The 15,439-nt window shown below is 69.7% G+C and carries 8 protein-coding genes; 6 read left to right on the forward strand and 2 right to left on the reverse strand.

The window, feature by feature from the left end; all coding sequences use genetic code 11:
* The first annotated feature begins 45 nt into the window (after window positions 1-45).
* A complete protein-coding gene (locus FAF44_RS12780; protein ID WP_237103315.1) occupies window positions 46-1,956 on the forward strand; it encodes an N-acetylmuramoyl-L-alanine amidase in 1,911 nt (636 codons plus the stop codon).
* Here FAF44_RS12780 and FAF44_RS12785 read toward each other — a convergent pair.
* Both FAF44_RS12785 and glgP read right to left on the reverse strand, forming a co-directional pair.
* The gene (locus FAF44_RS12785; RefSeq protein WP_237103316.1) at window positions 1,919-2,815 is read right to left on the reverse strand and encodes a MurR/RpiR family transcriptional regulator; all 897 of its coding nucleotides are present in this window, start codon (window positions 2,813-2,815) and stop codon (window positions 1,919-1,921) included. The genes FAF44_RS12780 and FAF44_RS12785 overlap by 38 nt on opposite strands.
* A gap of 64 nt (window positions 2,816-2,879) precedes the next feature.
* The gene (glgP, locus tag FAF44_RS12790) at window positions 2,880-5,462 is read right to left on the reverse strand and encodes an alpha-glucan family phosphorylase (RefSeq protein WP_237103317.1); all 2,583 of its coding nucleotides are present in this window, start codon (window positions 5,460-5,462) and stop codon (window positions 2,880-2,882) included.
* 244 nt (window positions 5,463-5,706) lie between these two features.
* Between glgP and FAF44_RS12795 the strand changes: the two genes are divergently transcribed.
* The 5 genes from FAF44_RS12795 (at window position 5,707) to FAF44_RS12815 (ending at window position 15,332) form a co-directional block, all read left to right on the forward strand.
* A complete protein-coding gene (locus FAF44_RS12795) occupies window positions 5,707-7,788 on the forward strand; it encodes an alpha-1,4-glucan--maltose-1-phosphate maltosyltransferase (RefSeq protein ID WP_237103318.1) in 2,082 nt (693 codons plus the stop codon).
* 72 nt (window positions 7,789-7,860) lie between these two features.
* Entirely contained in the window at window positions 7,861-9,561 is a 1,701-nt protein-coding gene (gene treS, locus FAF44_RS12800; protein WP_237103319.1) for a maltose alpha-D-glucosyltransferase, read from the forward strand.
* Between the two features lie 3 nt (window positions 9,562-9,564).
* The gene (locus FAF44_RS12805) at window positions 9,565-10,896 is read left to right on the forward strand and encodes a phosphotransferase (RefSeq protein ID WP_237103320.1); all 1,332 of its coding nucleotides are present in this window, start codon (window positions 9,565-9,567) and stop codon (window positions 10,894-10,896) included.
* A gap of 199 nt (window positions 10,897-11,095) precedes the next feature.
* Window positions 11,096-13,258, forward strand: a complete 2,163-nt coding sequence (gene glgB / locus FAF44_RS12810) for a 1,4-alpha-glucan branching protein GlgB (protein ID WP_237103321.1) — start codon at window positions 11,096-11,098, stop codon at window positions 13,256-13,258.
* A 97-nt stretch (window positions 13,259-13,355) separates the two neighbouring features.
* Window positions 13,356-15,332: a S8 family serine peptidase gene (locus tag FAF44_RS12815; protein ID WP_237103322.1), complete on the forward strand. Its 1,977-nt coding sequence runs from the start codon at window positions 13,356-13,358 to the stop codon at window positions 15,330-15,332.
* The last annotated feature ends 107 nt before the right edge of the window (window positions 15,333-15,439 follow it).

Genomic DNA, 15,439 nt, shown 5'->3' on the forward strand with positions numbered 1-15,439 from the left:
TTGAGACGCTGACTGCACCACGCGCCCCCAGCCCGAGGAGTGTCCATGCGCAGACTACTGGCGATCTCGCTCGTAGCCGTGCTCCCGTTAAGCAATATCAGTGCGGCGCACGCACAGGAACCCGCCGGCCGGCAGGAGGCGTTCGCCTCGGCCGCCGCGGAGTTCAAGGTGCCGCAGAGCGTGCTGCTCGGCGTCTCCTACCTGGAGTCCCGCTGGGACGCCCACGCCGGGCAGCCCTCCAGCGACGCCGGGTTCGGCCCCATGCACCTGACCGACGCCGCCGCGTACACCTCCGCCAATCACCACGACGGCGAGGAGGACGCCCGCGGCGACGACTCCCGCCCGCTGCCCGCTCCCGCCGAGCGGCCCGCCCCGGCCGACCTGCCCGCCTCGCTGCGCACCATGGAGCGGGCCGCCGCGCTGACCGGGGAGAGCCACGAGCGGCTGCGCACCGACGACGCCGCCAACATCCGCGGCGGCGCGGCGCTGCTGGCCGACTACCAGAAGGCACTCGGCGCGCCGCTCAGCGACGACCCCGGCCAGTGGTACGGCGCGGTCGCCCGCTACTCGGGCGCGGAGGAGGCGGGCGCGGCCAAGTTCTTCGCCGACGAGGTCTTCTCGGTGATCGAGGAGGGCGCCGAACGCACCACCGGCGACGGCGAGAAGGTCGCGCTGAAGGCCGTGCCCGGCCTGGAGAAGATCGAGAAGTGGCTGGAGAAGCTCGGCCTGCGCGGCACGCGCCCCGACGGCGTCGAGTGCCCCGCCTCGATCTCCTGCGAGTGGATCCCGGCCGCCTACCAGGAACTGCCGGACGACGACTACGGCCACTACGACCTGGCGAACCGGCCGGTGAGCCAGAAGGTCGACTACATCATCATCCACGACATGGAGGGCTACTTCCTGCCCTCCATCCGCCTCAACCAGGACCCGAACTACGGCGCGAGCTGGCACTACTCCGTCCGCTCCACCGACGGCCACATCGCCCAGCACATCAAGACCAAGGACGTCGGCTGGCAGGCCGGCAACTGGTACATCAACGCCAAGTCCGTCGGCATCGAGCACGAGGGCTTCCTGGCCGAGGGCGGCACCTGGTACACCGAGGCGATGTACCGCTCGTCGGCCCGCCTGGTCCGCTACCTGGCGCTCAAGCACGGCGTGCCGCTGGACCGCGCCCACATCCTGGGCCACGACAACGTCCCTGGCACGCTGCCGACGACCGTGCGCGGCATGCACGAGGACCCCGGGCCGTTCTGGGACTGGGCGCACTACTTCCAGCTCATGGGCGCTCCGCTGCACGGCATCGGCGGCCCCCGGTCCGGCTCGGTCATGATAAAGCCGGACTTCGCCACGAATAAGCCGTACTTCTACGGGTGCGACCGCAAGAACCCCGAGGCCGCCTGCCCGCCGCTGCCCTCCGGCACCGTCTGGCTGCGCACCGAGCCGCGCGACGACGCGCCGCTGGTCAAGGACATCGGCAAGCACCCGACCGGCGAATCCCTCTACAGCGTGTACGACCACAGCGCCCGCGCGAGCACCGGCCAGCGCTTCGCCGTCGCCGACCGCCAGGGCGACTGGACGGCCATCTGGTACCTGGGGCAGAAGTCGTGGTTCCACAACCCGGCCGCCGCGCCGACCGCGGTGCCGTCGATGGGGCTCGTCGTCACGCCGAAGCCGGGCAAGGCGACCGTCCCGGTGTACGGCCGGGCGTACCCGGAGCAGGAGGCGTACCCGGAGGGCGTCCCGTACCAGGCGGTGACGCCGCTGCAGTACACGTTCTCGGCGGGCGAGAAGTACACGCTCGCCGGACCGGCCGCCACGGAGTACTACCGCGCGGTCACCTTCGACCTGGCCGACCACACCGTGGTCCGGGGCAAGACCAGGTACCTGCAGATCCAGTTCGGCCACCGCGTGATGTTCGTCAAGGCTGACGACGTGCGGGTGACGTTCTCCGGGTGAACTCCTTGACGGCTCGCCTGGTGCTCTCGAGCGCCTCCTGAGAGGAGTCGAACGTGCGCTGGGCGACGCCGACGAACACGCAGTCGACCACGAGGAGCTGGCTGATCCGGCTGGCCAGGGCGCCGGGGCGGAACTCCGTCTCGCGCCCGGCCGAGATCAGCACGTGCTCGGCCAGCTCCGCGATGGACGAGCGGGGGTTGTTGGTGATCGCCACCGTGGTGGCCCCGGCCTCCTTGGCCCGGCCTAACGGCTCGATCACGTCGGGGGTCTCGCCCGAGGTGCTGATGCCGATGGCGACGTCGCCGCCGCGCAGCAGCACCGCGCTGGTCAGCGCCAGGTGCGCGTCCTGGAAGGCGTGGCTGGACAGGCCGATGCGCAGCAGTTTCTGCGCGACGTCCTCGGCCACCAGCCCGGACGCGCCGACCCCGTAGGCGTCGATCCGCCGGGCCCCGACGATGGCGTCCACGACCAGCCCGAGCCGCTCGGAGACGAGCTGGGCGACGGTGTCGTTGATCGCCTCGGACTCGGCGCGCGCCACCTTCTGGATGACCTCCGACAGCGGGTCGTCGGGGGCCAGGTCGCCGGGCACGAGCCGGTCGGGCTGCGCGGCGGCCGCCGCCAGAGCCAGCCTGAGCTGCGGATATCCGGCGAAGCCGAGCAGCCTGGCGGTACGTACGATCGTGGCCTCGCTGGTGCCGGAGGCGGCGGAGAGCTCCGTGATGGTGCTCCTGGCCACCGTCGCGGGGTCCTCCAGGATGAGGCGGGCGACGGTCTGGGCGGCGGGCGTCAGGGAGGGCAGCACGCCGCGGACCGTGGCCACCAGAGTGTCAGCCCGCAGGCCGTTCCCGCTGTCGTCCACGGTCCTGATTATGCCGCCTGCGCCCGATACGCGAGCCGCCCTTGCTTGTTCCGGCGCGAGAGGGCTAGCGCAGGGTGCCGTTGGTCATGCCCGCCGGCTCCTCGGGAACGGCGATCAGGCCCAGCTCGGCCGGAGTGGCGAGCAGCCGGTGGAACGGGACCACGCGCACGGTGTAGCCGAAGGCGCCCGTGCGGTCGAGCGGCACCGAGCCCGTGTAGTGGGCCCGCCCGTCGTCGTCCACCGAGCGCACCACCAGCTTCGCGTACGACGGGTGCGCCAGCTCGTCGTGCGGCCCGACCTTGCCGTAGGCGGCCTCGACCAGCACGTCGTCGGGTTCCAGGTCGCCGAGCGCGACGGTCGCGTGCAGTTCGGCGGTGGCCCCGACCTCGGGGGTGTCGCCCACGCCCGCGGACTCGACGTGCTCGACCCGCACCCCGGGCCACGCCCTGGTCACCCGCACCCGCCAGGCGGCGAACGCCTTGGCGGGCGCGTAGTGGTCGGCACTGAGCGCGCGGGCCGCCGCGGCGGCCGGGTTGTACAGCTCGACGACGTAGTCGCGCAGCATGCGCCCGGCCAGCACCTTCGGCCCCAGCGAGGTCAGCGTGTGCTTGACCATCTCCATCCAGCGCCGTGGCGGGCCGTCGAGCACGCGGTCGTAGAACCGGTCGGACACCTCGTGCTCGATCAGGTCGTAGAGGGCGGATGCCTCCAGCTCGTCACGCCGGTCGGGGTCGCTCACCCCGTCGGCGGTGGGGATGGCCCAGCCGTTGGTGCCGTCGTACCACTCGTCCCACCAGCCGTCGCGGATCGACAGGTTGAGCCCGCCATTGAGCGCGGACTTCATCCCCGACGTGCCGGACGCCTCCAGCGGGCGCAGCGGGTTGTTCAGCCAGACGTCGCAGCCCTGGACCATGAGCTGCCCGAGCGTCATGTCGTAGTCGGGCAGGAACACGATGCGGTGCCGCACGTCCGCCCGGTCGGCGAACTTGACGATCTGCTGGATCAGCTTCTTGCCGCCCTCGTCGGCGGGGTGCGCCTTGCCCGCGATCACGATCTGCACCGGCTTGTCGGGGTCGAGCAGCAGCTCGGTGAGGCGTTCGGGGTCGCGCAGCATGAGCGTGAGCCGCTTGTAGGACGGCACCCGCCGGGCGAACCCGATCGTCAGCACGTCGGGGTCGAGCGCGTCGTCGATCCAGCCGAGCTCGGCGTCGGAGGCCCCGCGCCCGCGCCACGATTCGCGCAGCCGCGCCCTGGCCCCTTCGACCAGCCGCCGGCGCAGCTCGCCGCGGATCGCCCAGATGTCGGCGTCGGAGATCTTCTGGATGCTCTCCCAGCCGCGGGCCCGCTCCAGCAGCGCGGGCACCTCGCGCCCGGCCAGCTCCATGAACTCCCTGCCGACCCAGGTGGGCGCGTGCACGCCGTTGGTGATCGAGCCGATCGGCACCTCGTCGAGGTCGAATCCCGGCCAAAGAATTTTGAACATCTCCCGGCTGACCTCGCCGTGCAGCTCGGACACCCCGTTGACCCGCTGGGCCAGCCGCATACCCATGACGGCCATGTTGAACCGCCCGGGATCGCTCTCCGCGCCCAGTGCGAGGATGCGCTCCACCGGGACGGTCGGCCAGGAGCCCGGCCCGCCGAAGTGCCGCGCGATCATGTCCACGGGGAAGCGGTCGATGCCGGCCGGGACGGGCGTGTGCGTGGTGAACACCGTGCCCGCGCGCACCGCCTCCAGCGCCTCGTCGAACGTCAGCCGCGCCTCGGTCAGCTCGCGGATGCGCTCCAGGCCGAGGAAGCCGGCGTGACCCTCGTTGGTGTGGAAGACCTCGGGCTCGGCGTGTCCGGTGATCCTGCAGTAGGCCCGGATCGCGCGCACGCCGCCGACCCCGAGCAGCAGCTCCTGCATGAGCCGGTGGTCGGTGCCGCCGCCGTACAGGCGGTCGGTGACGTCGCGCGCGGCGGCGTCGTTGTCGGCCACGTCGGAGTCGAGCAGCAGCAGCGGGACCCGCCCGACCTGCGCCACCCACACCTGCGCGTGCAGATCGCGGTCGTCGGGCAGGGCCAGGCGGATCTTGACCGGCGCACCCTCGGCGTCCTTCAGCAGGCTCAGCGGCAGGCCGCCGGCGTCGAGGGACGGGTAGTGCTCGAGCTGCCAGCCGTCGGGCGACAGCGACTGCGTGAAGTAGCCATGGCGGTAGAGCAGACCGACCGCGAGGATCGGCACGCCCAGGTCGCTGGCCGCTTTGAGGTGGTCTCCGGCCAGGATGCCGAGACCGCCCGAGTACTGCGGCAGCGCGGCGGCGATGCCGTACTCGGGCGAGAAGTAGGCGATGGCCCGCGCGCCGTCGGGCAGCGTCTGGTACCACCGCGGCGAGGTCATGTACTCGCGCAGGTCGTCGGCGGCGTCGGCGAGCCGGCGCAGGAAGCGGCGGTCGGCCGCCAACTCGCTCAACCTGCTCGGCGCGACGGCGCCGAGCAGCGCGACGGGATCGTGCCCGACCCGCTCCCACAGCTCGGCGTCGACCTCCGCGAAGAGGTCCAGCGTCTCCGGGTGCCAGGACCACCGGAGATTGTGGACGAGCTCGCCGAGGGCGGCCAGCTCCGCGGGCAGGACGGTGCGGACGGTAAACCGGCGGATAGCTCTCACGTTTCTGCACCCTACGGGCTAGGAGGGACCTCTGAGTCCTTCACCCTCATGAAGGCCGTTCAAACCACTTCCGAGAACAAGCATGAAGAGGGACTTTTGGGGCAACTTTCCAGGTTGTTGGACCTTCCTACACACACTCTCGGGAGGTCTATCCGCTGCTGTCCACAATTTACATGCAAGGATCGTTCCTGCCAGGGAAAGCCTCCGGCGGTACCGGGAGTACCGCCGCAAACTCTCGAATGCGATGATCGGACGAATTCCCATCACGGACATCTCCCCCGTCGTCGACTGCGGGCAATGGCCCGCCAAAGCGGTCGCCGGCGAGACCTTCCAGGTCTCGGCGACCGTGTTCAGAGAGGGCCATGACGCCGTGGCGTCGGGCGTGGTGCTCACCGCGCCCGACGGCCAGCGGGGCCGCCTGAAACCCATGCGCGAACTCGCCCCCGGCACCGACCGGTGGGGCGTGGACGTGTGCCTGCCCGCCGAAGGTGACTGGTTGTTCCGCGTGGAGGCGTGGAGCGACCCGATCAGCACCTGGTTGCACGACGCCGAGATCAAGATCCCGCGCGGCATGGACGTGGACCTCATGTGTGAGGAGGGCTCACGGCTGTTCGAGCGGGCCGCCAAGGCCGTGCGCGCCGCCGACTGCCCCAACGGCCCGCCCTCCGGGAGCGGCAGGAGCGGCAAACGCGGGCAGAACGGCAGCGGCGAAACCGCCTGCGGCCACCGCGCGGCGCTGCTGTCGGTCTCTGCCACGCTGCGCGACGAGGAGCTGGATCCCCGGGCCCGGCTCTCGATCGTCCAGCTTCCCGAGACCGGCGCGCTGCTGGAGGCGCATCCGTTCCGCGAGCTGGTGACCAGGTCGAAGTCCCACAAGGTCAGGGTGGACCGGCGCCGGGCGCTGTACGGCTCCTGGTACGAGTTCTTCCCCCGGTCGGAAGGGGCGGTGGTCACCGAGCAGGGCATCTCCAAGTCCGGAAATTTCCAGACAGCGGCGAAGCGCCTGCCCGCCATCGCCAAGATGGGCTTCGACATCGTCTACCTGCCGCCCATCCACCCGATCGGCACCACGTACCGAAAGGGACGCAACAACACGCTCAGCCCGGAGCCCGACGAACCCGGCTCGCCCTGGGCGATCGGCTCCGAGGACGGCGGCCACGACGCGGTCCACCCCGACCTGGGCACGATCGACGACTTCGACGAGTTCGTCGGCCGCGCCAGGGAGCTGGGCATGGAGATCGCCCTCGACTTCGCCCTGCAGTGCTCCCCCGACCACCCGTGGGTCAAGGAGCACCCCGAGTGGTTCACGATCAGGGCCGACGGGTCGATCGCGTACGCCGAGAACCCGCCCAAGAAGTACCAGGACATCTACCCGATCAACTTCGACAAGGACCCCGAGGGGATCTACACCGAGGTCAGGCGGGTGCTGCGGCACTGGATGGAGCACGGCGTACGGGTGTTCCGGGTGGACAACCCGCACACCAAGCCGGTGGCGTTCTGGGAGCGGCTGCTGGCCGACATCCACCGGACCGACCCCGACGTGATCTTCCTGGCGGAGGCCTTCACCAGGCCGGCGATGATGCGCACGCTGGCCAAGGCCGGCTACCACCAGTCGTACACGTACTTCACCTGGAAGAACTCCAAGGCCGACGTGGAGAGTTATCTCACCGAGCTCGCCCGGGAGACCTCCGGTTACCTGCGGCCGAACCTGTTCGTCAACACGCCGGACATCCTGCACGAGTACCTCCAGCACGGCGGCGTGCCCGGGTTCAAGATCAGAGCCGTGCTGGCGGCGCTCACCTCACCGGCGTGGGGTGTCTATTCCGGATATGAACTCGTGGAAAATGTCCCGGTACGCCCGGGAAGCGAGGAATATCTGGATAGTGAGAAATATCAATACAAACCACGCGAGTGGGCCACGGCGGAACGTGAAGGGTGGAGCCTGGCTCCCCTCATCACTCAACTGAATTTGTTCCGAAGAGCACATCCGGCGCTTCAGGAATTGCGTAATCTACGGTTCCACAGGGTCGATCAGGCGGACATCGTCTGCTTCTCCAAACGACTCCCGGGCGCCTATGACACGGCCACACGAAGGCACGGGCTGGGCGACGTCGTCGTGGCGGTGGTCAACCTGGATCCGCACCGAACCCACGAAGCGACCGTGGATCTCGATCTGTCCGCCCTCGGTCTCGACTGGAACGCCGAGTTCGTCGTGGACGACGAGCTGTCCGGTGAGTCGTACCGCTGGCGACAGCGCAACTACGTGCGCCTCGACCCCCACATCCAGCCTGCCCACATTCTCACCGTACGAGCCGCGCCACGGTAGAACTGAATTCAGCGGGGAGTCTTCAAACGTGTGTGAAAGCGCCTCCCTCATGAGCCCCCAGCGGGGCGGCTCATGAGCTCCACACCCATTCCCAACACCTTTGACGAGGAAAAACCACGCGATCCCTACTGGTACAAGCGAGCGGTTTTCTACGAGGTCCTGATCAGGGGCTTCGCCGACTCCAACGGCGACGGCACCGGCGACGTCAAGGGCCTCATCGGCAAGCTCGACTACCTGCAGTGGCTGGGCGTCGACTGCCTCTGGCTGCTGCCGCTGTACGAATCACCGCTGCGTGACGGCGGCTACGACATCGCGGACTTCATGAAGATCCTGCCCGAGTTCGGCGATCTCGGGGACTTCGTGAAGCTGGTCGACGAGGCACACAAACGCGGCATGCGTGTCATCGCCGACCTCGTCGTGAACCACACCAGCGACGCCCACCCCTGGTTCCAGGCGTCCCGGCACGACCCGGAGGGGCCGTTCGGCGACTTCTACGTCTGGTCGTCCACGGATGAGAAGTACCAGGACGCCCGGATCATCTTCATCGACACCGAGACGTCGAACTGGACCTACGACCCCGTGCGCGGCCAGTACTACTGGCACCGCTTCTTCCACCACCAGCCGGACCTCAACTACGAGAACCCGGCCGTGCAGGAGGCGATGCTGGAGGTCCTGCGGTTCTGGCTGGACCTCGGCATCGACGGGTTCCGGCTGGACGCGGTGCCGTACCTCTTCGAGGAGGAGGGCACCAACTGCGAGAACCTGCCGAAGACGCACGAGTACCTCAAGCGGATCAGGGCCGACGTGGACCGGATCTACCCCGACCGGGTGCTGCTCGCCGAGGCGAACCAGTGGCCGTCCGACGTGGTGGAGTACTTCGGCGACCCCGTCGGCGGCGGGGACGAGTGCCACATGGCCTTCCACTTCCCCCTGATGCCGCGCATCTTCATGGCCGTGCGCAGGGAGTCGCGCTACCCCATCTCCGAGATCCTGGCCCAGACGCCGAAGATCCCCGAGCACTGCCAGTGGGGCATCTTCCTGCGCAACCACGACGAGCTGACGCTCGAGATGGTCACCGACGAAGAGCGCGACTACATGTACACCGAGTACGCCAAGGACCCCCGCATGCGCGCCAACGTCGGCATCCGCCGCCGCCTCGCGCCCCTGCTGGAGAACGACCGCAACCAGATCGAGCTGTTCACCGCGCTGCTGCTGTCGCTGCCCGGCTCCCCCGTGCTCTACTACGGCGACGAGATCGGCATGGGCGACAACATCTGGCTCGGCGACCGCGACGGCGTGCGCACCCCCATGCAGTGGGACCCCGACCGCAACGCCGGCTTCTCCGACTGCGATCCCGGCCGGCTCTACCTGCCGGTCATCATGGACCCGATCTACGGCTACCAGGCGATCAACGTCGAGGCCCAGCAGAAGAACGCCGGCTCGCTGCTGCACTGGACACGCCGCATGATCGAGATCCGCAAGCGGCACCCGGTCTTCGGTCTGGGCGGTTACGCGGAGCTGAACTCCTCCAACCCCAGCGTGCTCGCGTTCGTCAGGGAACTGGGCGACGACCGGATGCTGTGCGTGAACAACCTGTCACGCTTCCCGCAGCCGGTCGAGCTCGACCTGCGCAGGTTCGTCGGAGTCTCTCCCGTGGAGACGATGGGTGGCGTCCCATTCCCGGCAATTGGCGAACTTCCGTATCTTTTGACGCTTCCCGGGCATGGGTTCTATTGGTTCACACTCCCGCCGGCTATCACCCAGGAGGAGTAGGACGTGCTTGACGAGCTCCTTGCCGCATGGATCGGCCGCCAGCGTTGGTTCGGCGGCAAGGGGCGCCCGATCGACGAACTGTCGATCGACTCGGACGTCGAGCTGACCCCCGGGCTCAGGCACCTGATCGTCGCCGTCTGGCAGGAGGGCTCACGCGACCGGTACCAGCTCCTGCTCGGCGAACGCACCGAACTGCCCGACCGGCTCACCCACTCGTTCATCGGCACCACCGGCGACCGGCACCTCTACGACGCCGTGCACGACCCCGACCTCACCGGCTGGCTGCTCGACGGCATGGCCCACGACGAGACCCGCAGCGGCCTGCGCATGCGTCACGTGTCCGGCGTCACCATCGACACCGCTCCGCGCAGCCTCGTCCTGGGGGCCGAGCAGTCCAACACCTCCCTGGTGTTCGGGGACTCCTACATCTGCAAGCTCTTCCGCCGGCTCATCCCGGGGGTGAACCCCGAGCTGGAGATCGTCACCGCCCTGGCGGCCAGGAACGCGCCGCACATCGCGCGGCCGTACGGGTGGATCGAGGCCGACCTCGACGGCACCGACACGACGCTCGCGATCATGCAGGAGTTCCTGACGCCCGCCAACGACGGCTGGGGCCTCGCGCTGGCCAGCGTGCGCGACCTGTACGCCTCGCGGCCCGAGGTGCCGGCGGGCGAGGTGGGCGGCGACTTCGCCGCCGAGTCGCTGCGGCTGGGCGACGCCACCGCCCGCGTGCACCACGAGCTGGCCTCGGCCTTCCCCACCGACGTCGTGGAGATGCACGAGATCAAGCGCATGGCCGAGACCTTCAGACGCCGGCTGGGCCGGGCCGTGGCCGAGGTACCCGAACTCCGCCGGCACGTGACGGCCATCGAGGACGCCTACCACCGGGTGGAGTTGCTCACCAACGAGGTGCCTGTGCAACGCGTTCACGGCGACTACCACCTCGGGCAGGTGATGCGCACGCCGACGGACTGGGTCGTCCTGGACTTCGAGGGCGAGCCCGGCCAGCCGCTGGCCGAGCGGCGGGCGCTGTACTCGCCGCTGCGGGACGTGGCCGGGATGCTGCGCTCGTTCGACTACGCGGCCCGGCACCTGCTGGCCGACCACCCCCAGGCCGGGCAACTGGAGTCCAGGGCGCAGGAGTGGGCCGACCGCAACCGGGCCGCCTTCCTCGACGGGTACGCCGAGGGCGGCGGCGTCATCACGGGGGCGGACGCGGCGTTGCTGCGGGCGTTCGAGCTGTCGAAGGCGGTCTACGAGGTCGTCTACGAGGCCCGCAACCGGCCCTCGTGGATCCCGATCCCGCTGGCCGCCTTCCGCCCCCGCGCCGCCTGACGCCGGCACTTCACAGAGACCGGCGCTTCACAGGGGCCGGCATGATCGCAGCCAGGTTCGCGGCGGGCAAACGAGATCGTCGGTCTCAACTAAGCCCAAGAAGAATTCCTGTTTTTCGCACTTGCCGTGATTGTGGCGGTGAAAGCGGGCAGTGCCTGGGATGGACGGGTCATCATAAGGCAGGGTTGGGAGCATGCCGATGAGGACAGAGCTCGACCGCCTGGCGGGCGGTGCACACCACGATCCCCACTCCGTGCTCGGAGCGCACCCTGCGAGCGGTGGGGTGGTCTTCCGCGCGCTGCGCCCGCTGGCCGAACGCGTGCGCGTGGTGCTCGACGACGGCTCTGCCCATGACATGAAACATCAGGCCCACGGGGTGTTCGAGGTGACCGTCCCGGGGCTGGACAAGGTGCCGGGCTACACGCTGAGCGTCAAGTACGCCGGCGCGCAGCCGTACGAGGTGCGTGACCCCTACCGTCACTGGCCCACGCTCGGCGAGGTGGACCTGCACCTCATCGGCGAGGGGCGGCACGAGCGGCTGTGGGAGGTGCTCGGGGCGCGCGTCATGGAGCACGAGGACGTACCGGGCACGGCGTTCGCCGTGTGGGCCCCGAACGCGCGTGGCATCAGGGTCGTCGGCGACTTCAACCACTGGGACGGCGTCGCCTACCCGATGCGGTCGCTGGGCCGCTCGGGCGTGTGGGAGCTGTTCGTGCCCGGACTGGGCGCGGGCGAGCGGTACAAGTACCAGATCCTGGGCGCCGACGGGGTGTGGCGGGACAAGGCCGACCCGATGGCCCGGCGCACCGAGGTGCCGCCGCTGACGGCCTCGGTGATCGAGAAGTCCGACTACGGCTGGCAGGACGACGCCTGGATGGTCGACCGGCGCGAGTCCCGGCCGCAGACCGGGCCGATGAGCATCTACGAGGTGCACCTGGGGTCGTGGCGACCCGGCCTGTCGTACGTGGAACTGGCGGAGGAACTGTCGGACTATGTCGCCGACCTGGGCTTCACCCACGTGGAGCTGCTGCCGGTGGCCGAGCACCCGTTCGGCGGGTCGTGGGGTTACCAGGTGACCTCGTACTACGCGCCGACGTCCAGGTTCGGCACGCCCGACGAGTTCCGCCATTTCGTGGACCGCCTGCACCAGCGCGGCATCGGCGTGCTGCTCGACTGGGTGCCCGCGCACTTCCCGATGGACGAATGGGCGCTGGCCCGCTTCGACGGGACGCCGCTGTACGAGCACGCCGACCCGGCCAGGGGCCAGCATCCGGACTGGGGCACGTACGTGTTCGACTTCGGCCGCAGGGAGGTGCGCAACTTCCTGGTGGCCAACGCCCTGTACTGGCTGAGGGAGTTCCACATCGACGGCCTGCGGGTGGACGCGGTGGCCTCGATGCTCTACCTCGACTACTCGCGGCGCGAGGGCGAGTGGACGCCCAACGTGTACGGCGGCCGGGAGAACCTCGACGCGGTCGAGTTCCTCAAGGAGATGAACGCGGTGTGCTACCGGGAGGCTCCCGGTATCTCGACCGTGGCCGAGGAGTCGACCGCCTGGCCGGGGGTCTCGCGTCCGGCGCACCTGGGCGGGCTCGGGTTCGGGTTCAAGTGGAACATGGGGTGGATGCACGACACGCTTGAATACCTGCGCCACGAGCCGATCTTCCGCCAGTACCACCACCATCAGCTCACCTTCTCGCTGCTGTACGCCTACTCCGAGAACTACGTGCTGCCGCTGTCCCACGACGAGGTCGTGCACGGCAAGGGCTCGCTGCTGGGCAAGATGCCGGGCGACGAGTGGCAGCGCTTCGCGCAGTTGCGGGCGCTGCTGGCGTTCATGTGGGCGCATCCGGGCAAGCAGTTGCTGTTCATGGGCGGCGAGTTCGGCCAGGGCTCCGAGTGGTCGGAGGGGCGCGGGCTGGACTGGTGGGTGCTGGAGTTCGACGGGCACCAGGGCGTGCAGCGGCTGGTGCGCGACCTGAACCGGATCTACCGCGAGACGCCCGCGCTGTGGGAGCAGGACGCCAAGCCGGAGGGGTTCCGGTGGATCGACGCCGACGACGCCTCGGGGAACACGTTCTCGTTCGTCCGGTACGCCGACGACGGGTCCGCGGTGGCGTGCGTGGTGAACTTCAGCGGCGGGGCGCACGAGAACTACCGGCTCGGGCTCCCGTACGCGGGCCGGTGGTCGGAGGTCGTCAACACCGACGCCTACGACTACTGGGGCAGCGGCGTGGGCAACCTGGGCGGGGTGGAGGCCGACGGCGAGCCGTGGCACGGGCTGCCGTACTCGACGACGCTGCGGGTGCCGCCGCTGGGCGCGGTGTGGCTGGCGCACCAGGACGGCACGCTGAACGATTGACGGGAAACCGCTGAAAATTCGGTGAGAAACCGCCCAGAGGTCTGTGACTCCTGGGCAAATCGCCCTAAACTCCGAGATCATCCCCCTCGGAGGACGCGTGCGATTCCGCCCCCTGATCGTCAGCACGATCGCGCTGGCCCTGCTGCCGCTGTCGGGTCCCGCCCACGCGCAGGACCCGGCGCCGACTCCCGCGCCGGGCGTGACGCAGACGCCGACGGAGCAGCCCCCGGCCGAACAGCCCGCCACCGAGCCACCCTCGACCGAGCCATCCTCGACCGAGCAGCCCGCCGAGGATCCCGCCGATCCGGCGAGCAAGGTCGAGGAGGGCTTAGGCGTGGACGGCGGCACCGCACGGGCCATCGTCGAGCTGACCGACGCCGCCGAGACCGCCCCGGTCGCCACCCAGGCCGCGGCCGGGAGCGTGGACGTGCTGCTGCAACCGCGCAGCCAGCCGTTCATGGTCGTGGAGGGCACCGCGGAGGAACTGGCCAAGCTGGCCGAGGACCCGCGGGTCGCCTCCATCCACCGCGACCGGACGTACTCGCCGGCCGAGGTCTCCCAGAACCTGTCGCTCATCGGCGCCGACAAGGTGCACGCGGCCGGCAACGCGGGCGCCGGCCAGGTGGTGGCCGTGCTCGACACCGGCATCGACGTGGACCACCCGTGGTTCGCGGGCCGGATCGTGGCCCAGGCGTGCTTCTCCGCCACGGAGGAGAGCGGGGTCGAGTCGCTCTGCCCCAACGGCCTGAACGAGCAGACCGACGGCGACGCGGCGTCCGCGACGACGGAGAAGTGCCTGCTCGACGGCGTGAACCTGTGCGACCACGGCTCGCACGTCGCGGGCATCGCGGCCGGCACCGGAGGCGTGGCCCCCGGCGCGGGCATCATGGCGGTGCAGGTGTTCAGCCGGATCAACGACGAGGGCGTGTGCGGCGAGCCCGCCTGCCTGATGGCGTACGAGTCGTCGCTGCGCCAGGCCCTCGACTACGTGATCGGCTCCACCCAGCCGATCGCGGCGGTGAACATGAGCCTGGGCGGCATGCTGTACGACACGAGCTGCGACGGCACCGAGGAGGGCGCGGTCTTCAAGGAGAAGTTCGACGCCCTGCTGGCCAAGAACATCGCGACCGTGGTGGCCGCCGGCAACGAGTACTACGAGGGCCTGGCCCACCCGGCGTGCGTCTCGACGGCGGTGGCCGTGGGCGCGAACGACAACTCCGACGTCATCGCGGAGTGGTCGAACCGGGGGCCGCTGCTCGACCTGTTCGCGCCGGGTGTGGACATCGAGTCGTCGGTGCCGGACAACGCCACCGTCGTCTACAGCGGCACCTCGATGGCGACCCCGCACGTGGCGGGCGCGCTGGCGCTGATGAAGGCGGCCGCACCGGCGACCCCGATGGCGAGCCTGATCGACACGTTGAAGAGCACCGGCAGGCCGTACGTGTACGACGTCGCCGGCGCCCAGGTCACCACGCCGCGCCTGGACCTGGCGGCGGCCCTGACCGGCGCGGCCGTGCAGCCGCCCGTCACCCAGAGCCCGGCCCCGGTGCAGGACGACACCGCCCCCGAGCCCGACACCAGCGAGAGCAGCGGCCCGACCCCCGAGCCGGACGAGCCCGCGCCGCCGTCCACGCCGGTCCCGCTGCCGACGGTGACGGTCACGGTGACCGTGACGGAGACGGCGAGCCCGGCGGCTCCGGCCACGGTGTGCACGCGCGGCACCGCGGCCCAGAAGCTGACGGTCAAGAAGTGGGCCGTGGAACTGCACCGCGGCAGCGGCACGATCCCGGACGACACGCTCGCCTGCTACCTGAGGCTGGCCGGCAAGTCGAGCAAGGTGTTCCCCGAGCTGACGAAGGCGTCGTCGCTGGGCAAGGCGTACCGGGTGCTGAAGAACACCGGCACCCGCAAGGCCAAGCTGGACGGCGCGCTGCTGGCGGCCTGGCTGAACTGGGCGCACGGCACGAACGGCACGACCGCCCTGGTGGCGGCGGAGAAGGTCCGGCTCAGCGGCAAGCCGTCCGCGGCGGCGTTGAAGAAGGCCACCGACACCATCCTCAAGACCGTCAACTAACCGAAACATCCGAAAAGGGCCGGTGACTCCACACCGGCCTTTTTCCTGTGTCGCTTTACTGCAAAAACGCCTCCAACGTTTCCCTGGGTTGCATACGTCACTGACAT

The sequence above is a fragment of the Nonomuraea sp. MG754425 genome, assembly GCF_021699195.1.
Classification (GTDB): domain Bacteria; phylum Actinomycetota; class Actinomycetes; order Streptosporangiales; family Streptosporangiaceae; genus Nonomuraea.